We start from the raw sequence: 18,715 nt of genomic DNA, 5'->3' as shown, positions 1-18,715 counted from the left end.
ACGGGGATTTTACCAGTGCTAGCCTTGCCGGACGGCCTTGTACACAGGCCATAGCCGAGGCACTTTTGCCCGACGATCTTGCCCGGGATTGAAGCCATGAACGTCCCGTCGCTGCCCACGTCCCCCTCCGAGCCCGTGTCCACCGAGGGCGTCGTCGCCGCCGGCGCCTATGTCGATGGCCGCCGTATCGCCAATATCGCCATCAGCGAGGCCTCGAGCTGGCGGGCCAAGCCCGGCCACGTGGTCTGGATCGGCCTGCACGAGCCCGACATGGCGCTGCTCGGCGCGGTGCAGAAGCAATTCGACCTGCACGAACTCGCGATCGAGGACGCCAACCACGCCCATCAGCGGCCCAAGATCGAGCAATATGGCGAAGCCCTGTTCATCGTGGCGCGGACGGCGCAGCTGGTCGAGGGCCGCATCGTCTTCGGCGAAACCCACATCTTCGTCGGCGAAGGTTATCTGGTCTCGGTGCGCCACGGCGCCTCGACGTCCTACAGGCCGGTGCGCGAACGCTGCGAAAGCTGCCCGCGGGCGCTCGCCCGCGGCGAGGATTACATCCTCTATGCGATCCTCGATTTCATCGTCGACAATTACTCGCCCGTGCTCGAGAGCATTCACGACGAAGTCGAGGGTATCGAGGACGACGTGCTGTCCAAGGCGATCAGCAAAGCCCAGATCGAGCGGCTCTACATGCTGCGCCGCGACCTGTTGCGGCTGCGCAACGCGATCGGGCCGCTGGTGGAGGTCTGCCGCCGGCTGGAGCATGACGAGCTGTCGATGGTGCGGCAGGCCATGCAGCCGCTATTTCGCGACGTCACCGACCACGTCCGCAACATCCAGGAGCGCATCGATTCCATGCGCGAGGTGCTGGCCTTCGCATTCGAGGCCAGCCTGCTGGTCGGCCAGGCGCAGGAGACGGCGGTGTCCAAGAAGCTCGCGTCCTGGCTCGCGATCATCGCGATCCCGACCGCGCTTGCCGGCATCTACGGCATGAACTTCAAGCACATGCCGGAGCTGGAATGGGACTACGGCTATTACATGCTGCTCGGCGTGATGCTGACGGCGTGCACCGCGCTGTACTGGCGTTTTCGTCGCGCCGGATGGCTATGAGGAAATCGCTTCGTAGCCCGGATGGATCGAAGCGCGATCCGGGCTACCATGGCGGACAGCCCTAGACGATTTCGACCCGATAGTTCTCGATCACGGTATTCGCCAACAGCTTGTCGGCGGCTTCCTTCAGCGCGGCTTCCGCCTTGGTCTTGTCGGCGCCGGCGAGCTCGATGTCGAACACCTTGCCCTGGCGGACGCTGGCGACGCCGTCGACGCCGAGCGACTTCAGCGCGCCTTCGATGGCCTTGCCTTGCGGATCGAGGATGCCCGTCTTCAAGGTAACGGTGACACGTGCCTTCACGTCGAAAATCCCCTCAGCTCTTCACCAGCACCGGGCCGGAGCCCTGCGGACGCTCGTTCTCCATGAGGATGCCGAGACGTTTTGCAACTTCAGTATAGGCCTCGAGCAGACCGCCGAGATCCCTGCGGAAACGGTCCTTGTCGAGCTTCTCGTTCGACTTGATGTCCCACAGACGGCAGCTATCCGGCGAGATCTCGTCGGCGACGATGATGCGCATCATCTCGTTCTCGAACAGACGTCCGCATTCCATCTTGAAGTCGACGAGGCGGATGCCGATTCCGAGGAAGAGGCCGGTGAGGAAGTCGTTGACGCGGATGGCGAGCGCCATGATGTCGTCGATCTCCTGGGGCGTCGCCCAGCCGAAGGCCGTGATGTGCTCTTCCGACACCATGGGGTCGTTGAGCTGGTCGTTCTTGTAGTAGAATTCGATGATTGAACGGGGCAGCTGGGTGCCTTCTTCGATGCCGAGGCGCTGCGACAGCGAGCCCGCGGCGACGTTCCGCACCACCACCTCGAGCGGCACGATCTCGACCTCGCGAATCAACTGCTCGCGCATGTTGAGACGGCGAATGAAGTGGGTCGGCACCCCGATGTCGTTGAGGTGCTGAAACAAGTACTCCGAGATCCGGTTGTTGAGGACGCCCTTGCCCTCGATTACCTGATGCTTTTTCGCATTGAACGCGGTCGCGTCGTCCTTGAAGTGCTGGATCAGGGTACCGGGCTCCGGGCCTTCATACAGAACCTTTGCCTTGCCTTCATAAATGCGACGCCGCCGGCTCATGGGGATGTACCGTGTTTTGTTGAAATCCATGTATTTGGTGTGCTCCGGTTACTAGGATTTACGACCCACAGCGGAGCTGCCGTGAACGACCCGGAACCCCGTCCATAACCCTTGGAAACAGAACGGGAACCAAGCCTTCAGGCAACCTATCCGATTGGCTGACCGAGCACAATCGATCCGGCCGTCCGGCGCCAACTTATACCATCTTGCCTGCGGCTTAACGGCCCGTTGTTTTGCCGATTCGTGCTATCTATGTAGGCATGCAGTCGGGTCGCCGCAACGGAAGGCTCCCGCTCCATTCAGCAGGGGATTTGGAACAAGGCATGAGCGAGTTCGACAAGCGCCAGGAAGGTTTCGAGAAGAAATACGCCCTCGACGAGGAGCAGAAATTCAAGGCGGAGGCCCGCCGCAACCGGCTACTCGGGCTGTGGGCGGCTGAAAAGCTCGGCATGTCAGGCGATGCCGCCACCGCCTATGCCAAGGAGGTGGTCGCGGCCGATTTCGAGGAGGCCGGCGATGCCGACGTCCTGCGCAAGATCACGGCCGATTTCACCGCCAAGAACGTCGCCGTCACCGAGCAGGCGATTCGCGCCAAGATGAGCGAGCTGCTCGCGGTGGCGGCTGCCGAGGTGAAGGCGGGGAAGTGACCCCGCCGTCTGGCTCTATTTCAGCGTGATCTGAAAACCCATCGATCCGCTAATATTGAATCCCTCCGCTTGTTGCGGTCCGAACTGCCGGTTGATGTTGGTGTTGACCGACTCCATCCGGCAATCGCGGGCGAGCACCTCGCGCAGGAGATCACATTCGCGCGCCGCCATCTCGTAGACTGTGCGGCGCGCGCGGTCGCGCAGTTTCTGGGCCTCCTCGCTGTCCCCGGTCGGACCGGCGACAAAGAAGTTGATCGAAGTCTGCACACGCACCGATCCTTCCTGCCGCAGACCACCGCCGCCTTGCTCGGCGATGACACGCTGGGACTGGGCCTTGGCGGGAGCTATCACGACCAGCAGACCAACGCCTGCCAAGACAAAACGCGAGCGAAATTTCATCACGGGTACCTGTGGTTGAAGCGAGGCCCGTTACCTAGCCTCCAGAGGTTGCCGTCAGGCAAACCATGGACCGCAAACACCGGGCCGCCGCTTCACCAGCGGTTAACTGCGTCGGTCACTCCTCCTTGAAGCCGTATTCCGGCACGTTGCCGCTGGCGCCGTAATATTTGTACGGCAGGAATTTGCCGCTCATGGTGATCTTGACGCGGTCGCCCTTCGGGTTGGCGACGCGCTCCATGGCCATGTCGAAGTCGATCGCCGACATGATGCCGTCGCCGAATTCTTCCTCGATCAGCGCCTTCCAGGCCGGGCCGTTCACCATCACCATTTCGTAGAAGCGATAGATCAGGGGATCGGTCGGCGGCATCGGCGTGCCGGTGCCGCGCATCGGCACCTCGTTGAGCATCGCAACTTCCGCCTTCGACAGGCCGAACAGCTCGCCGGCATTGGCAGCCTGCGGCTTCGTCAATTTCATCTGGCCGAGGATGGCGCCGACGATGAGGACCTCGGAATACCCCCCGATCTTGTCGCAGATGTGCTTCCAGCTCCAGCCCTTCTCGCGCTTGATGTCGAGCAGCTTCTCAGTGAGGTCTTCGCGTTTCATGTCAGGGTCTCCTTTTCAAGCAGTCAGTCCGGGACTGGTCCCGGGCGTCCAGGTCTGGCGTTGCTCGTCACCACTGGATGCGATCGTCAGTCCGGGCTTGCCGATATGCACCAGCGGCACATTACGCGGATCGTGGTCGGGTGTCTCGGCGGTAAACGTCTTGCTGCGCGTCACCAGGAAATCGATGATGTGGTTGCGCAGTGCGTAGTAGAGCGGGTGGCGGTGCAGATCAGTGCGGCCGCGGTCCCTCGGCAGCGGGTTCTCGACGACCTCGGCCAGCACCGCACCGGGTCCGTTGGTCATCAGGAAGATCTTGTCGGCGAGGTAGATCGCCTCGTCGACATCATGGCTGATCATGAACGCGGTCTGCCCGGTCTCGAGGCAAATGCGCCGCACCTCGTCCTGCAGCGTGCCGCGCGTCAGCGCGTCCAGCGCCGAGAACGGCTCGTCCATCAGCATGATCTTCGGCGTGATCGAGAGCGCACGTGCGATGCCGACGCGCTGCTTCATGCCGCCCGACAGCTCCGACGGCCGCTTGTGCTCGGAGCCGGTCAGGCCGACGAGATCGATGAAGGTCTGCGCGTGCACCTTCACCTTGGCGCGGTCCCAGCTCCGCCATTTCGAGCTGACGGCATAGGTGACGTTGCCGAGCACGGTGCGCCAGGGCAAGAGCGCGTGGCTCTGGAAGATCACGGCGCGGTCGAGGCTGGTGCCCGAAATCGCCTGCCCGTCGACGATGACGGCGCCCTCGCTCGGCGCATCGAGGCCGGCGAGAATGTTGAGCACCGTGGTCTTGCCGCAGCCGGAATGCCCGATCACGCAGGCAAACTCGCCGCGCGCCATCGACAGCCACAGGTTCTCGAACACGGTGGTCGTGGCGCCGCCGGCGCCGGGATAGCGCTTCGCGATGGCTTCGATCGAGATGAATTTGTCGGTCATCGCCCCTACTCCGGAAACGTGACCATGCGCGTGAAGCGCGCCAGGATCTGGTCGAGCAGCATGCCGACGATCCCGATCAGCAGGATCGCGATGATCACGTTGGTGATCGACAGATTATTCCACTCGTTCCAGACGAAATAGCCGATGCCGGTGCCGCCGACGAGCATTTCGGCGGCGACGATGACGAGCCAGGCGATGCCGATCGAGATGCGCATGCCGGTCAGGATCGTCGGCGCCGCCGCGGGGAGGATCACGGTGAAGGCCCGCCTGATGGTGCCGACCTCGAGCGTGCGCGCGACGTTGATCCATTCCTTGCGCACGCTGGCAACGCCGAACACGGTATTGAGCAGCATCGGCCAGATCGAGCAGATGAAGATGACGAAGATCGCCGAGATCGAGGAATCCTTGATGGTGTAGAGCGCGAGCGGCATCCAGGCCAACGGCGAGATCGGCTTCAGCACCTGGATGAAGGGATCGAGCGCCTTGCTCAGCAGCGGCGACATGCCGATCAGAAATCCGAGCGGGATCGCGACCAGCACCGCCAGCAGATAGCCGGTGCCGACCCGCGCGATCGAATAGGCAAGCTGGATGCCGAGCCCCTTGTCGTTCGGCCCGTTGTCGTAGAACGGCCGCCGCAAATGCTCCCACAACTTGGCGCCGACATCGAGCGGCCCGGGCATCGCCGATTTGCCCTGCGTCTGGGTCAGCCCCATCAGCTTGGCGTATTCGGGGCTCATCGTGGCGACGGGGCCTGTCGAGCGCGTGGCGAGATGCCAGATGCCGAGGAATGCAGCGAGCAGCGCGATGGAGACGAGACCGGCGCGGAGGCGGAGAGAAGAAGTCATCGCGCGAGACCTCTCCGCCCGTCGTCCCGGCGAACGCCGGGACCCATAACCCCAGGGAGAAGTTTGGCGAAGACTCGTCGTTCGGTACTCCCATCGATAGCAATCGATGGATTCCGCGGTATGGGTCTCGGCGTTCGCCGGGACGACGATGCTGAGAGAGATCTCATCACGACGACTTCCTGATCTTGAAGCTCGCGACATAGTCCTCCGGCTTGGCCGGATCGAAAGTCTTGCCCATCACCGCAAACGACTTGTACGCGCTCGCAGGCGGTGTGAGCCCCATCTCGGCCATCAGCTTCTTGGTGTCGGTCGCCAGATACACCTGCTCGGCCACCGCCTTGTAGTCGACGTCGCCCTTGATCTGGCCCCAGCGCTTCATCTGCGTCAGCATCCACACCGCAAAGGACTGCCAGGGGAATGGATCGAAATCGACGCGCTTCGCATCGGTCTTCACGCCGCCGAGGCCGTCGGCATAGGTGCCGGTCAAGACCTGCTCCAGCACCGTCACCGGCGCGTTGATGTAATTGGCCGGCGCGATGGCTTCCGCGATCTGCTTGCGGTTCTCCGCCTTCGAGGCATAGGCGGTCGCATCGACGATGGCGCGGGTCAGCGCCGCAAAGCTGTTTGGCGCTGACGTGATGAACTCGCGGCTGGCGGCGAAGCTGCAACAGGGATGACCGTCCCAGATCTCCTTCGACAACAGATGCATGAAGCCGACGCCGTCATAGATCGCGCGCTGGCAGATGTTGTCGGGGGCGAGGAAGCCGTCGATATTGTCGGCACGCAAATTGGCGACCATCTCCGGCGGCGGCACCGAGCGCAGCTGCACGTCGGTATCGGGATCGAGCCCGTGCTCGGCGAGATAATAGCGCAGCAGGTAATTGTGCATGGAATAGTCGAAGGGGATCGCGAATTTCAGGCCCTTCCAGTCCTTCGGGTCGCGCTTGTCCTTGTGCTTGGCCGCCAGCACGATGCCCTGCCCGTTGATGTTCTCGATCGCCGGCACGGCAAAGGGAATGGCGTTCGCACCGAGGCCCAGCGAGATCGCGATCGGCATCGGTGCCAGCATGTGCGCGGCGTCGTATTCCTTGTTGATGGTCTTGTCGCGGATCACGGCCCAGCCGGCGGTCTTGACCACCTCGACGTTGAGACCGTGCTTGGCATAGAAGCCCATCGGCGCCGCCATGATGATGGGCGTGGCGCAAGTAATCGGGATGAAGCCGACCTTGAGGTCCTTCTTCTCGGGCACACCGGCTTGCGCGAATACTTCGGTTGCGGTCTGCAGCGGAAAGAACTGCGACAGCGCGGCCAGTGCGGTGGACGCCCCGACCGACTTCAGAAACGCCCGCCGTGCCACATCCTGCGGGAACATCGCGCGCATCACGGCCGACGCAATCACGCCCTCGTAGCGTTTCTCCTCGCTCTCGACCGGCTCGCAGCGCAGCGCCGCCTGCTCGTGCTCCCTCGCCGAACGGTGCTGGCCGCAAACGCAGCCCGCCCCGAGATTGCGGTCGGCATCGAACGGATCGTCGAACATGGACATGCTGCTGCGCCCCTTTGTCACACTGCGCGGCGGACGCCGTTGTCCGCCGCGTCAGGTCAGAATTCCATCGTGGCCCGGCTACCGCTTGCGCAGCCGGGCCATTGGAAACATGCAGGTTCTATGCCGCCTTGCCCGTTACCTGGGCAGCAATGGGCAACCCCTGCTCGATCGGCAGCGAGGGGTCACGCGACCATTCGTTCCAGGAGCCGAAATACATCCGCACGTCCTTCACGCCGGCGTTCTTCAGCGCCAGGAAGGTGTTCGAAGCGCGCGCACCCTTGAAGCAGTAGAGATAGACCGGCGTCGTCGGCGTGATGCCGACGGTAGCGCATTCGGCCAAAATCTCGTCCTTGGACTTGAAGCGGGGTCCTTCCGCGGTCGGCTTCATCATGCGGTACCATTCCAGCCACACCGCGCCGGGGATGCGGCCCTTGCGCGGGCAGAAATCCTTGCCATAGGGCGAAGAGCTGTCGCCGATCCATTCGTCGACATCGCGCACGTCGAGAATGGCGATGCCGGGCTTGCCGACCGCGGCAAGCATGGTCTTCGCGTCGATCAGGATCTCGCCGGCTTCCGGCACGATCGCGAACGAGGCCTTCGCCGGCGCCGGGACATCCTTGGTCACCGGAAGACCCGCGGCCGACCACGCATCGAAGCCGCCATGCAGCACCTTGACCTTGGGATAGCCAAGCATGGTGAGCAGATAGTAGCCGCGGCAGGACTGGCCGAAGCCGGAATTCATCGACTGCTCGTAGATCACCGCGGTCTCCTTGCCGGAGAGACCGGCAGCGCCGAAGGCGTCGGCGAATTTGGTCTTCAGCTCGCTCATGCCTTCCGGCGTCGAGGTCGCGAGAAACGTGAAGATCTCGTGCACGTTCACCGCGCCCGGCAGATGCCCGGCGCCATAGGCATCGGGATTGCGGGTGTCGATGACGACACAGGGTTCGAGCTTCAAGAGATCGGCAAGTTCGCTGGCAGAGATCAGAACGTCCGTCATTGGCAGCCTCTCCGTTGAGGTTAAGTGGTGGTCTGGGGTGGACTCGTGAAGCTCAGGACTCGGCGAGCATCTTGCGCAGCTGCTTGGTGGCCGGCGTGACGATCGCGACGAAATAGGCCTCGCGCAGCCGTCGCTGCGCGCGGTGGCTCCTGAGGTAGCCGCGCGCGCCACAATGCAGCATCGCCGCATGCGCCGCCGCGACACTGGCCTCGCCTGCGCGCAGGCGCAGCGCGATGACCTTGCGCCAGTAGGTCTCGTCCTCGTTGTAGGGATCGCGCGCCAGCGCCATGGTCTCGGCCTCGAGCTCGGCGGCGAGATCGCGGAAGTGCACCGGCTGCTGCGGCAGATAGCGGTTGATATGGCCGAGCGGACTATCGACCTCGCCCATGATGTTGATGCAGTCCTTGATGAGGCCGAGCGCCATGCCGGCCTGCAGCAGAATGAAGCCGGCGCGGATCTTCTTGACGAAGGGGCCGGCGGGATCGGCGAGGATCAGCTCATCCGGCACGAAGACGTCGCGGAACTGCACGCCATAGGTTCCGGTGCCGTCCATCGCCATGAACGGCTTGCACGGCGTCAGCGTGATCGCGGGATCGGAGCAATCGGCCAGGAACATGACCGTGCCGGGCTCGCCGCTTGCGATACCCTGATTGTCCTCACGCTCGAAGATGGTGCCGAAATAATGGTCGGGACCGAGATTGGAGACCCAGGGCAGCGCGCCGCGCACGATGTAGCCGCCCTCGACCTTGCGTCCCCTCAGCTTCAGCTTCTCGATCCCGAAAAAGCTCTTCATCGGGTTGGAGAGCCCGGTGCCGCCGAGCACGCGGCCGGTCGAGAAGGCATCGCCGAAACGCTTTGCGAGCTTCAGATTGGTCGAGTTGGCGGCGTACCAGACCAGCGTGTTCTGGCACCAGGCCATGAAAGCCGTGGCGCCGCAGACCTCGCCGATAGCGGCCATCGCCTGGATCGCGCAGCGCAAATCGGCGGGACCTTCGTGCGGCACGTGACTGCCCCAGGCGCCGACCGCACCGAACTTGCGCAACACCTCGGCCGGATAGACCGAGCCGTCGTCGATGCCGGCGGCGAGCGGCGCGAGATCTTCGCGCGCGATCCGCGCCACCTCCCCTGCAATGGACGGTGCGGGCTGATCCAAACTTTCGGCCCGCGATAAAGCCAGTGAACCCATGATCGTCTCCCGCACCTTGTCCTGGTTGCGATCAGCTAGACGCCGACCTCGAGATTGACCGGGCGCGTGAAGGTGTTGGCGACCGGCGACCATTTCTTCACATGGGCGACCAGCGCGTTGATCTCGTCCTGCGAGACGCCCTCGCACGCCATGTCGACCTTGACCCGCACGTCGGTGAAGCCGACCGGCTTGTCCGAGGTATCGCCGGTGCCCCAGACCGCGGTGATGTTGAGGTCGCCTTCGAGCTCGAGCTCGAGCTTGTTGACGATCCAGCCGCGATGCACGGCGTTGGCGTGCAGGCCGACGGCGAGGCACGAGCCGAGCGCGGCAAGCGAGGCTTCCGACGGATTGGGCGCGGTGTCGTCACCCAAAAGGCCCGGCGGCTCGTCGACGATATAGGGCGGCAGATTGCGGATGTAGTTGGCGTGACGGAATTTGCCTTCCGCGACCGTCTTGCACTTCAAGGTCTTGACGACCTTCGGATTGGCCTTGCCGCTCGCGATCAGTTGCTCGAGGCCATTCTTGTCGATGGGCGCAAGGCACCCCGTCAGCACTGTCTTTTGAACGACGGCAGTCATCATCTTCTCCCTGGCAGCCGTGGAAAACGGCAGGATACCGAACGGTCTGTTTCCTTGCATGGAGCGTGCCAGAAGAGGCCGAAAACGAAATGCGAGGCATTGGAGCCGCTTAGCGATGGCTGCCTGCGGATTGATCAGCCGCGCTCTGCTCAAAGGCGATGCAGCTGAGATGGCCGATGCGAATCTTTTTAGCGCGAAGCAGATGCGGCTTGATGATACCGCGCGGCTGCGATTAAGTTGCAATCCATGGCCAAACCTTCACTGAAAAAGCCCTCACTGAACAAGATGTCGTCGAAGAAGAACGCGCCGCATTCAGGCGCGGGCGATGACGAATCCGCGCGCGGGCGCCTGCTCAGCGCCGCCTCGCATTTGTTCTGCAAGAACGGAATCAACGCCACCGGCATCGATGCGATCATCGAAGAGGCCGGGACCGCGAAGACCACGCTTTACAAATTGTTCGGCTCCAAGACCAACCTCGTCAACGCGGTGCTGGAGAGCGAAGGCAAGCAATGGCGCGAATGGTTCATCGGCGCCATGGAAGACGGCGGCGGCGATGCGCAGGCCAAGCTGGCGCGCATCTTCCCGGCCCTGAAGAGCTGGTTTGCCGAAGAGCGCTTCTACGGCTGCCCCTTCATCAACGCGGTCGGCGAGCACGACAAGGACGCCAAGCAGTTCCGCAACATCGCACTGAAGCACAAGAAGATCGTGCTCGGCCACATCGAGAAGCTCGCCGGTGAGCTCGGCTCGAGCGAGCCCGCGGTGCTCGCCCATCAGCTCGGCCTCCTGATCGACGGCGCGATCGTCGCCGCGATGATCTCGCGTGATCCCGGCGTGGCAGATACGGCGGCGCTGACGGCCGGCCCCCTGCTCGGCCAATCCAAGTCGAAGAAGAAGCGCGCGGCGGATCAGCTGGAGGCGGTGTGATCGCCTCCCACCCCGTGTCGTAGATCTCGTAAGGTGGACAAGGGCGCAAAGCGCCGTGCCCACCAAACTCGTTCAGCTTCGTCGATCGAGATGGTGGGCACGCTTTGCTTTGCCCACCCTTCGAAGCCTGCATTCGACGCAGCCTTAGGTCCCACGCTCCACCGCCACACCTGCACCAAACCGCATCTTCCTGCAGCGAGGTCGCATTGTCCTATGAGCTCAGCGGCGAAATGCACGCCTGCATCGGCGCCAGCGTCGGCATCGCGCTGTCACCGGATCATGGCGCCGACGTCGCCGAATTGCGGCGGTCGCCGATGCCGCGCTCTACCAGGCGAAGTCGGGCGGCAAATCGCGTTGCTGCCTGGCGTCGGTCGAGTCCAACCTCGCGGCGTTGCGCCAGCTCCAGCAGAGCCCGAAAACCCCTCTCCCAAGCGCGGCCTGAGGCGGAGCTCGTAGGGTGGATTAGCAAAGCGTAATCCACCAAATCGAAACAGCGAGCAATGGAAGTGGTGGGTTACGCCCTCCGAAGCGGCAGCGCATCCGTGAATCGCTTGATGGCAGCCAGCACCGGCTGCTGATCACCCGCGAAGAACCAATGATCGTCGCCGTCGAGCTCGACGAACTCCGCACCGCTGATCCGGCTCGCGATATCGCGGCCGGCCGCGATCCGCACCGCCTGGTCGCCGCGCCGGTGCAGCACCAGGGTCGGCACCGCGATCTGCGCCAGGAGATGCCGCACGTCGGCGTCGCGAAAGGCCTCGAGCACGGCCGAGATGCCGCCGGGACTGGACGCCGCGCGCAATAGCCCGGCCCACCAGGCGCATGCCTGGGGATCACCGGCCAGACTCGGCGCAAAGGTCTCGATCCCGACCGGGCCGCCCCATTGTGCGACGAGCTGCCTGCTCCAGGCGTCATACTGGCTGGCGCGCAACGCGTACGGATAGTCCTCCGCCCAACATCCCTTGGCCAGTGCGCCGAACAGGATGAGCCCGGCCACGCGGCGCGGCTCATCGATCGCAAATTTGACGCAGGCCGGCCCGCATTCGGAGGCGCCGAACAGCACGACGCGGCGGGAATCCACCGCCCGCAGCACGGTGCCGATATCCTCCGCGGTGACGTCGATCCCCGGGGCCGATCCGACCCGGTCGGACAGCCCGATCCCGCGACGGTCGAACACGATCAGCCGTCCAAGCTTCATCAACGACGCCAGGAACGTCCGGCTTGCAGGGCTCTCCCAGGCCCGCTCCACATGCGACACGAAGCCGGGCATCACCAGGATATCGAGCGGACCGCTGCCATAGGTTTGATACGCCAGATGCACGCCGGCACCCTTCACATAGCGCGTGGTTGGAACAGTGTGCAGCGCCGTTGCGGGACTCATCAGCGCCTCGGTCTCGGCTTCCGGCGCAACCCCGAGTTCGTCCCGCAGCCGCTGTGTCAGGGCAGCATGCTGACGCTCGGCCGCGCTGCGGTCGCCGGCCAGCAACAGGCTGCGGATCAGATGCCGGCCATAGACCTCGCTGAGCGGATCGAGTTCAGCCAGGCGTCCCGCATGCGCGGCCGCGGCAAAATGGTCGCCGGCGGCATTCTTGTCCTGCACGAGACGCTCGAGCGCATGCATGAGCCGTCCCCTCAGCGCCTCCCGGCGAAAGAACGCCCAATCGTCGAATTCAGGGCAATCGTCGAGAGCGAAGCCCGCAAGGAAGTCGCCGCGATAGATCCGGCAGGCCGCTTCAAAGTCGCCGCGGTCGCAGGCGCTCTCGAATGAATGCGCATCGGCCTTCAGCACGGTCGCCGGAGACCACCGCACGCTGGTGCGGTCGGTCTCGAATACCGGCTGACCGAGCGCGAGCTCGACGCGATGAAGCAGCCGCCGCAGCCGCGCAAGGCCCGTCTCGCGATCGGTCTCAGGCCAGAGCAGCGTGGCAACGACGTCGCGCGCGACCGCCGCCTTGGCCTCCGCCAAATAGACGAGCAGCGCAAGACCCTTGCGCAGGTTCAACTTGATCGGACGGCCGTCAGCATGGACCTCCGGGAACCCGAATGTCTCCAGCGAGAAAGCCGTCATGGAAATCCTCTCTCCCCCTCGGGACGTCCCCAGGGGACGCACAGGGGACGGCGCCGCGGTAGCCATTTCGAGCCGGCTCGCCAGCGACCGCCTCGAGCTCTGCATGCGGCACCGCTGGATCAGGCACAATAGGAAAAAACCATGTTCTCACGCCTCGCAATCCTGCTCTACGCAATCGTGAGCTATGCCGTATTCACGGTGTCCTTCCTCTATGCACTCGGTTTCGTCGGCAATTATGTCGTACCGAAGTCGATCGATCAGGGGACCGACGTCGGCAGCCTGACCGAGGCCATCCTCGTCAACCTGCTGCTGATGAGCCTGTTTGCGATCCAGCACAGCGTCATGGCGCGCCCGGCTTTCAAACGCTGGTGGACCAAAGTTCTTCCCGTGGCCTGCGAGCGCAGCACCTACGTGCTGCTCTCCAGCCTCATCCTCCTCCTGCTGTTCTGGCAGTGGCGTCCGATCCCGATACCGGTTTGGCAGACCAGCGGAATCGTGGCGTGGCTACTGACCGGCGTCCATTGGCTCGGCTGGCTGATCGCATTCGCCTCGACCCACATGATCGATCATTTCGACCTGTTCGGCCTGCGCCAGGCCTTCTCGGCGCTGCGCGGGACCGAGCCGGAGGATCACTCCTTCAAGGCGCCGCTGCTCTACAAGATCGTGCGGCATCCGATCATGCTCGGCTTCCTCCTCGCATTCTGGGCCACGCCCGAGATGACCGCCGGCCATCTGCTGTTCGCGCTCGCGAACACCGCCTATATCCTGGCCGCGCTGCAGTTCGAAGAGCGCGATCTGATCGCGGAGTTCGGGGAAACCTACCGGCAATATCGCCGCCGCGTTCCGATGCTGGTGCCGCGCCTTTTCGCGCGGACCCGGACGAAAGACCATGACGTGGCCCGGAGCATCGGAGTGCCCCGATGAAAGCCATTCTGTGCCATTCGTTCACTGGTCCCGGCGATTTGCGCCTCGGCGAGATCGATGCGCCCAAGCCTGCCGGCGATGAGATCCTCATCGACGTCCACGCGGCCTCCGTCAGCTTCATGGACCAGTTGCTGGTCTCGGGCCTCTACCAGATGCGGCCGCAGACGCCCTTCGTGCCCGGCACGGAAGCATCCGGAACCGTCGTCGCGGTCGGCGGCAAGGTGACAAGGTTCGCGCCCGGCGATCGCGTGGCATGCAGCAGCTGGACTGGCGGCTACGCCGAACGAATGATTGCCAAGGAATCGAAGAGCGTTCGCTTGCCGGACGGCGTCGCGTTCGAAGCGGCGGCAACCATCCTGCACAATTACGGCACGGCCTATTATGCGCTGGTCGAACGGGCACGAGCCGAGCGCGGCGAAACGCTGTTCGTCACCGGCGCTGCCGGCGGGGTTGGACTGGCCGCCGTCGACCTCGGCCGGCATTTCGGCCTGCGCATCGTCGCCGGCGTCGGCTCTGACGACAAGGCGGCGCTGGTCCACAGCTACGGCGCCAGCGAGGTCATCAACTATCGCAGCGAGGATCTGCGCGACCGGATCAAGTCGATCACGTCAGGAGACGGCATCGATGTCGGCTTCGACAATGTCGGCGGTGGGATTTTCGAGCAGATGGCCCGGCTGATGAAATGGGGCGGACGGCTGATGCCGATCGGCTTCACCGGCGGCGAGATTCCCTCCATCCCGATGAACCTGCCGCTGCTGAAGAACTATTCCATCATCGGCGTCTTTGCCGGCGCCTGGGCGGAGAAATTCTCCAACGAGGCAGCGCGCATGAACGCCACGCTGATGCGATTGCTGGCCGAAGGACAAATCCGCCCGCATATCGACCGCGTCCTCCCTTTGGAGGAGGCCGGCGACGCCATGCGCGCCGTGGCCAACCGGACAGTTCAGGGACGAATTGTGCTCAAAATCAGATAGAGTGCGCCATGGCTTCGATCATCATCGACAAGCGCTATTGCGGTCCTCCGAACTCCGGCAACGGCGGCTATGTCTGCGGCCGGCTCGCCCGTCACATTCCCGGGGCTGCAGAGGTGACGCTGCGCGCGCCGCCCCCGCTGGACTCGCCGCTCGATGCCATCGCGACGGACGACGGCACATGGGAGCTTCGCGATGGCGGCAAAGCCGTCGCCACCGCCCGCGCCGTGAGCGTCGAGCTTGCGCAGATCGAGACAGCTGACTTGCTGGAAGCACGTGCGGCCGAATTGCATGCGCTGTCCAGGCCGCACGAACATCCGCTGCCACACTGTTTCGTCTGCGGTCCCGCAAGGGCGAAGGGCGACGGCCTGCGCATCTTCGCCGGCCCGCTCCGCCGTCAAGCACAAACTCCCGTTCTCGCCGCGAGCTGGGCACCCGATCCGAATCTCACGGCCGGGGATGGCCTCATCGCGCCCGAATTCCTCTGGTCCGCGCTCGACTGCCCCACCGGCTTTGCCTGCAATTACGATCAGCAGAGCGGCAGCTTCGAGAAGACCCCGCTCCTGCTCGGACGGATGTCAGCCCGCATCGAAGCGCGCCCCCGCCCCGGCGAGCTCTGCATCGTCACGGCCTGGCCCACCGGCCGCGACGGCCGCAAGCGCACGGCCGACGCCGCGCTTCATGATGAAGCCGGCAGATTGCTGGCGTTGGCGCGGACGACATGGATTGCGGTGGAGCGCGACGTACAGCTCGGGCGCGGGTAATTCGCCGCCGACGGACATGCGCAGGCGGCGGTCGGGGTATCCGGAAACAGCATCTCGCCTCCCGCGCCATCGTTCACCGGCTGAGCAGGATATCTCCCTAGCTGCTCGTCACTTGCCGGACGGGAGGCGGCTTCCAGGTCCCGTTGACGATCGAGGGTGACTTCTCGTTCGGCCAGTACATCCGCAACATCAGGACGAACTTGCCCGCCGGCGCGGGAAGCCAATTGCTCTCCTTGTCGGGGCCGGGACTGTCCTTCTGGATGTAGAGATCGACCGAACCGTCCGGATTGGCTTTGAGATTCTGGCGGGCGCTGATCGACTGGCGGTTGATCGGATTGGCGACGAAGAAGTAGTTCTCGTCATACATCGTGATCGACCAGAAGCCCCCGACCGGAGGAAGCTGCCCCTTCGGGAAACGCATCACGTATTTGTTGCTGCCGACGTACTCTTTCCCGTCGGCGTCCTTCTGGGATGTCGGATAGCACGCATCCTGGATCCGGTTGGCGCCAAGGCCGATGGCCGTGACAAGCGCACGGTTGAGATAATTGGTGCCGTAGATACCGGCTTCGCTGTCGAAGGCCCAGCCGTTGATGTTCTTGATCGCCTTGTTGACCTTGAACTGGAGCATGATGCGGTCGAATGCCACCTGCGGGACGCGCTTGGCGAAGGCAGCATCGAATTTGCTCGCGTCAAAATCCTTGCCGGGGACAAGACCGATCTTCGCGAATTTGGCGACCTCAGCTGCGTCGGCGGCGGCCGGCGGATTGCGCTTCATCAATTGCGCGAGAAGGGTGAAATAGGCCGCGGCGTCCAGGCGGTTGACCTGCTCGCGCACCGCCGTCTTCATGTCGATCGACGCATCGACCTTGCCTGCCGGGGGCGTAAAGGACTTGTCGTATGCGCTGAGCGGCACGAGCTTGAACTGGTCCTGCGCGGCGTGCACGGCCGCGTAGTCCTCCGGCGTACCGGTGCAGTAGATGCGGCCCAAGATCCACACCATGCACGTGGGGGATTTGTATTCCTTGACGCCGGCGGGAAGCGTTCCCTTCCAGCCCGGGCCGGTGATCGCATAGGTCTGCGCCTTGGTGCCGGTGGTGCGCTTGCCAGGCACCTGGAAGACATTGGTCCAGCCGTCCAGCATCGGAAACAGGAAGTAGCGGTCCTTCATGTCCGGCATGCTCAGGACCCAGGGCTCGTCTCCCACGTCGATCCAGGCCGTCGTGTAGAGCGTATCGGCATTGGGTGCCGTGACATCCTTGAAGGTGGCATCAGGGTACTTACGGAGCTTGACGAATTGCCCCATCGGCCCGCGCGTGCCTTCCACCGCCGCAACGTTCGTCATGACCCGGCGGGTCATCTCCATCGTCACGAGAGGATATCCGTAGATATAGGCATCCTGGGCGAGCCAGAAATCTTCGCCGCCCTCCAGGGCCCTGACAACAGGACCGTCAAACTCGGCACGTGCGGTGCGGGAAATCGCGAGCGCCGATACAGCGGCGCTGAAGGCGGCAAGTGCTTGGCGACGGCTGATTGACATATCGAACCCTCCCTGTTGCCTCAAAACCGTAACGGGCGGGGTTCGATGTTCCTTGACATGCATCAATGGGGCTGGATGGTCTTGGGCGCAGCGCCGTTCGCTCGCCTGGGCGTGGCCGCCACGCCTGCGTCAACTGGCGGTAGAAGTGGAGGTTACGCCAACGCTAGCCTTCCCTAGACGACGTGTGCTCTTGGCACTCCCAACTCGTAGGGCGGGCAAAGGCGCGTAGCGCCGTGCCCACCACCTCTGTCTGAGCTTCGTCGATCGACATAGGTGGGCAAGCTTCCGCCTTCGCTCTTCGAGCTACGGCGGACAAGCCGCTTTGCCCACCCTACGAGACCGGCGCTCGACGGCAGCTACGTGCTCTGCTCCATCATCCCCTGCAGCCGCACCAGCTCCGCCTCAAGATCGCGCTCTACATCCGCCGCCCGGATCTCCAGCACGCGATAATCCCGCGCCTCCAGCCACGTCCGCCGCGACGCGCGGTCCGCCGCGATGGTCTCGCCCTCGCCCGGATTGACCAGCTCGATCGCGATCCGGTGCGGGAACGAGACGAAGTCCGGGATGTGGCGGCCGACCGGGGTCTGGCGTTTGAACTGACCTGCGAAGCGACGATCACGTGTCAGCGCCTGCCAGAGCAGGCGTTCGGCGTCGGTCGGATTGCGGCGAAGCAGGCGGGCGAGGCCGCGCACAGTGGAGCCGCTGTCGGGCACGCCGCCGCCCTGCCCGTGCTCGGCCAAAAGCGCGCGCAGGCGCGTGGCCTGCTCGCCATCGAGCACGCCTCCCTTGGCCGGGCCCTTGCGTCCCTCGGCGATCGCCATGATCACGCCGTGCAGGGTGTGCATGTCCTGCTTGGTCGGCTCCATCCGACTGAAGATGTTGCGCAGGTTGACCAGCATGGTGTCGCGCTTCTCGGCGGGGCGCAAAAATTCCACCTTGTCGAGTTCGCGGATGAGGTTGTCGAAGAACGCCTGCATCTGGTGCTGCGAGGCGCGCTCGGAGCGCTCCGGCATGGCGTGCGGCAGTTCGCCGGACGTTGCTCGCTTGAACCATTCATAGCCGACCAGCAGCACGGCCTGGGCGAGGTTGAGCGAGGCGAAGCCCGGATTGACCGGGAAGGTGATGATGCGGTTGGAGAGCCCGACCTCCTCGTTGGTCAGGCCCCAGCGCTCGCGGCCGAACAGGATACCGCACCTGCCGCCGGTCGCGACGTGACCCGCGATCTCGCTGGCCGCCGCCTCCGGCCCGACCACCGGCTTGGCCTGGTCGTGGGGACGTGCGGTAGTAGCGAACAGCAGGTCGAGGTCGGCGACCGCCTGCTCCACCGTCTCGAACAATTCGACCTTTTCCAGAATGTGGTCGGCGCCGGCCGCGGCGCGCTGTGCCGCGATGTTGGGCCAACCGTCCCTGGGGTTGACGATGCGCAAGGCGCCAAGGGCAAAATTTCCCATGGCGCGTGCGGCCATGCCGATGTTTTCGCCGAGCTGCGGCTCGACCAGGATCACGATGGGACCGTCGAGGGACAAACCCGCCTTGCTCTTGTCAGTCCCCGACATCTCGTTTCGCTTTCACTCTTCGTCTCAAGGCCTTGCCA

At 64.1% G+C, this 18,715-nt stretch carries 19 protein-coding genes; 6 read left to right on the top strand and 13 right to left on the bottom strand.

From position 1 onward, the window contains the following. The first annotated feature begins 96 nt into the window (after positions 1–96). Positions 97–1,113 (top strand): magnesium and cobalt transport protein CorA, encoded by a 1,017-nt coding sequence (locus tag XH81_RS08480; protein WP_028142841.1) that lies wholly within the window; start codon positions 97–99, stop codon positions 1,111–1,113. Positions 1,114–1,174: 61 nt separating this feature from the next. On the opposite strand, the gene purS is transcribed toward XH81_RS08480, so the two are convergent. Next, entirely contained in the window at positions 1,175–1,414 is a 240-nt protein-coding gene (gene purS / locus XH81_RS08475) for a phosphoribosylformylglycinamidine synthase subunit PurS (protein ID WP_028142840.1), read from the bottom strand. Positions 1,415–1,427: 13 nt separating this feature from the next. Then, entirely contained in the window at positions 1,428–2,195 is a 768-nt protein-coding gene (purC, locus tag XH81_RS08470; protein ID WP_173015815.1) for a phosphoribosylaminoimidazolesuccinocarboxamide synthase, read from the bottom strand. A 323-nt stretch (positions 2,196–2,518) separates the two neighbouring features. Between purC and XH81_RS08465 the strand changes: the two genes are divergently transcribed. Beyond that, positions 2,519–2,842, top strand: a complete 324-nt coding sequence (locus XH81_RS08465) for a DUF1476 domain-containing protein (RefSeq protein ID WP_028142839.1) — start codon at positions 2,519–2,521, stop codon at positions 2,840–2,842. A 15-nt stretch (positions 2,843–2,857) separates the two neighbouring features. Here XH81_RS08465 and XH81_RS08460 read toward each other — a convergent pair whose 3' ends face one another. From XH81_RS08460 to XH81_RS08425, 8 genes are all read right to left on the bottom strand, one after another. Beyond that, positions 2,858–3,241, bottom strand: a complete 384-nt coding sequence (locus XH81_RS08460; RefSeq protein ID WP_028142838.1) for a hypothetical protein — start codon at positions 3,239–3,241, stop codon at positions 2,858–2,860. Positions 3,242–3,356: 115 nt separating this feature from the next. Continuing rightward, positions 3,357–3,845 carry a cyanase gene (gene cynS, locus XH81_RS08455; protein ID WP_049801764.1) on the bottom strand — a complete coding sequence of 163 codons (489 nt, stop codon included), beginning with the start codon at positions 3,843–3,845 and terminating at the stop codon, positions 3,357–3,359. Between the two features lie 15 nt (positions 3,846–3,860). Continuing rightward, entirely contained in the window at positions 3,861–4,784 is a 924-nt protein-coding gene (locus XH81_RS08450; RefSeq protein WP_028142837.1) for an ABC transporter ATP-binding protein, read from the bottom strand. 5 nt (positions 4,785–4,789) lie between these two features. After that, on the bottom strand, positions 4,790–5,629 hold the full coding sequence (ntrB, locus tag XH81_RS08445) for a nitrate ABC transporter permease (protein WP_028142836.1): 840 nt from the start codon (positions 5,627–5,629) through the stop codon (positions 4,790–4,792). 166 nt (positions 5,630–5,795) lie between these two features. Continuing rightward, the gene (locus tag XH81_RS08440; RefSeq protein WP_028142835.1) at positions 5,796–7,172 is read right to left on the bottom strand and encodes a CmpA/NrtA family ABC transporter substrate-binding protein; all 1,377 of its coding nucleotides are present in this window, start codon (positions 7,170–7,172) and stop codon (positions 5,796–5,798) included. A 118-nt stretch (positions 7,173–7,290) separates the two neighbouring features. After that, a complete protein-coding gene (locus tag XH81_RS08435; RefSeq protein ID WP_028142834.1) occupies positions 7,291–8,169 on the bottom strand; it encodes a sulfurtransferase in 879 nt (292 codons plus the stop codon). A 52-nt stretch (positions 8,170–8,221) separates the two neighbouring features. Next, positions 8,222–9,355, bottom strand: coding sequence for an acyl-CoA dehydrogenase family protein (locus XH81_RS08430; protein ID WP_028142833.1), 1,134 nt, complete (start codon positions 9,353–9,355; stop codon positions 8,222–8,224). Between the two features lie 35 nt (positions 9,356–9,390). Then, entirely contained in the window at positions 9,391–9,933 is a 543-nt protein-coding gene (locus tag XH81_RS08425; RefSeq protein WP_028142832.1) for an OsmC family protein, read from the bottom strand. A gap of 246 nt (positions 9,934–10,179) precedes the next feature. Here XH81_RS08425 and XH81_RS08420 point away from each other — a divergent pair, with 246 nt between their 5' ends. Then, positions 10,180–10,857 carry a TetR/AcrR family transcriptional regulator gene (locus XH81_RS08420; RefSeq protein ID WP_038948066.1) on the top strand — a complete coding sequence of 226 codons (678 nt, stop codon included), beginning with the start codon at positions 10,180–10,182 and terminating at the stop codon, positions 10,855–10,857. Between the two features lie 514 nt (positions 10,858–11,371). Here the strand turns inward: XH81_RS08420 and XH81_RS08415 are convergent. Beyond that, complete coding sequence (locus XH81_RS08415; protein WP_028142830.1) at positions 11,372–12,925, bottom strand: alpha/beta fold hydrolase; 1,554 nt, start codon at positions 12,923–12,925, stop codon at positions 11,372–11,374. A gap of 141 nt (positions 12,926–13,066) precedes the next feature. On the opposite strand from XH81_RS08415, the gene mddA reads away from it, so the two are divergent. From mddA to XH81_RS08400, 3 genes are read left to right on the top strand one after another with little or no spacing between them, the layout of a single operon-like run. Continuing rightward, complete coding sequence (mddA, locus tag XH81_RS08410) at positions 13,067–13,849, top strand: methanethiol S-methyltransferase (RefSeq protein ID WP_028142829.1); 783 nt, start codon at positions 13,067–13,069, stop codon at positions 13,847–13,849. Then, entirely contained in the window at positions 13,846–14,823 is a 978-nt protein-coding gene (locus XH81_RS08405) for an NADPH:quinone oxidoreductase family protein (RefSeq protein WP_028142828.1), read from the top strand. Before mddA ends, XH81_RS08405 begins: the two co-directional genes overlap by 4 nt. Before the next feature lie 8 nt (positions 14,824–14,831). Beyond that, on the top strand, positions 14,832–15,584 hold the full coding sequence (locus XH81_RS08400) for a hypothetical protein (protein WP_028142827.1): 753 nt from the start codon (positions 14,832–14,834) through the stop codon (positions 15,582–15,584). Between the two features lie 97 nt (positions 15,585–15,681). On the opposite strand, the gene XH81_RS08395 is transcribed toward XH81_RS08400, so the two are convergent. Beyond that, positions 15,682–17,121 (bottom strand): DUF1254 domain-containing protein, encoded by a 1,440-nt coding sequence (locus tag XH81_RS08395; RefSeq protein WP_028142826.1) that lies wholly within the window; start codon positions 17,119–17,121, stop codon positions 15,682–15,684. A 356-nt stretch (positions 17,122–17,477) separates the two neighbouring features. Further along, a complete protein-coding gene (locus XH81_RS08390) occupies positions 17,478–18,677 on the bottom strand; it encodes a TrmJ/YjtD family RNA methyltransferase (protein ID WP_028142825.1) in 1,200 nt (399 codons plus the stop codon). Positions 18,678–18,715 lie beyond the last annotated feature (38 nt).

The organism is Bradyrhizobium sp. CCBAU 25360 (genome assembly GCF_028128695.1).
GTDB lineage: Bacteria > Pseudomonadota > Alphaproteobacteria > Rhizobiales > Xanthobacteraceae > Bradyrhizobium > Bradyrhizobium ottawaense.
This window is presented reverse-complemented; position numbering and strand designations above follow the sequence as displayed.

Bases quoted from the DNA above. Each gene is read 5' to 3' on its own strand.
- XH81_RS08480 (WP_028142841.1), top strand. From the start codon at position 97: ATGAACGTCCCGTCGCTGCCCACGTCCCCCTCCGAGCCCGTGTCCACC.
- purC (WP_173015815.1), bottom strand. From the start codon at position 2,195: ATGAGCCGGCGGCGTCGCATTTATGAAGGCAAGGCAAAGGTTCTGTAT.
- XH81_RS08465 (WP_028142839.1), top strand. From the start codon at position 2,519: ATGAGCGAGTTCGACAAGCGCCAGGAAGGTTTCGAGAAGAAATACGCC.
- XH81_RS08460 (WP_028142838.1), bottom strand. From the start codon at position 3,241: ATGAAATTTCGCTCGCGTTTTGTCTTGGCAGGCGTTGGTCTGCTGGTC.
- cynS (WP_049801764.1), bottom strand. From the start codon at position 3,845: ATGAAACGCGAAGACCTCACTGAGAAGCTGCTCGACATCAAGCGCGAG.
- XH81_RS08450 (WP_028142837.1), bottom strand. From the start codon at position 4,784: ATGACCGACAAATTCATCTCGATCGAAGCCATCGCGAAGCGCTATCCC.
- ntrB (WP_028142836.1), bottom strand. From the start codon at position 5,629: ATGACTTCTTCTCTCCGCCTCCGCGCCGGTCTCGTCTCCATCGCGCTG.
- XH81_RS08440 (WP_028142835.1), bottom strand. From the start codon at position 7,172: ATGTCCATGTTCGACGATCCGTTCGATGCCGACCGCAATCTCGGGGCG.
- XH81_RS08435 (WP_028142834.1), bottom strand. From the start codon at position 8,169: ATGACGGACGTTCTGATCTCTGCCAGCGAACTTGCCGATCTCTTGAAG.
- XH81_RS08430 (WP_028142833.1), bottom strand. From the start codon at position 9,355: ATGGGTTCACTGGCTTTATCGCGGGCCGAAAGTTTGGATCAGCCCGCA.
- XH81_RS08425 (WP_028142832.1), bottom strand. From the start codon at position 9,933: ATGACTGCCGTCGTTCAAAAGACAGTGCTGACGGGGTGCCTTGCGCCC.
- XH81_RS08420 (WP_038948066.1), top strand. From the start codon at position 10,180: ATGGCCAAACCTTCACTGAAAAAGCCCTCACTGAACAAGATGTCGTCG.
- XH81_RS08415 (WP_028142830.1), bottom strand. From the start codon at position 12,925: ATGACGGCTTTCTCGCTGGAGACATTCGGGTTCCCGGAGGTCCATGCT.
- mddA (WP_028142829.1), top strand. From the start codon at position 13,067: ATGTTCTCACGCCTCGCAATCCTGCTCTACGCAATCGTGAGCTATGCC.
- XH81_RS08405 (WP_028142828.1), top strand. From the start codon at position 13,846: ATGAAAGCCATTCTGTGCCATTCGTTCACTGGTCCCGGCGATTTGCGC.
- XH81_RS08400 (WP_028142827.1), top strand. From the start codon at position 14,832: ATGGCTTCGATCATCATCGACAAGCGCTATTGCGGTCCTCCGAACTCC.
- XH81_RS08395 (WP_028142826.1), bottom strand. From the start codon at position 17,121: ATGTCAATCAGCCGTCGCCAAGCACTTGCCGCCTTCAGCGCCGCTGTA.
- XH81_RS08390 (WP_028142825.1), bottom strand. From the start codon at position 18,677: ATGTCGGGGACTGACAAGAGCAAGGCGGGTTTGTCCCTCGACGGTCCC.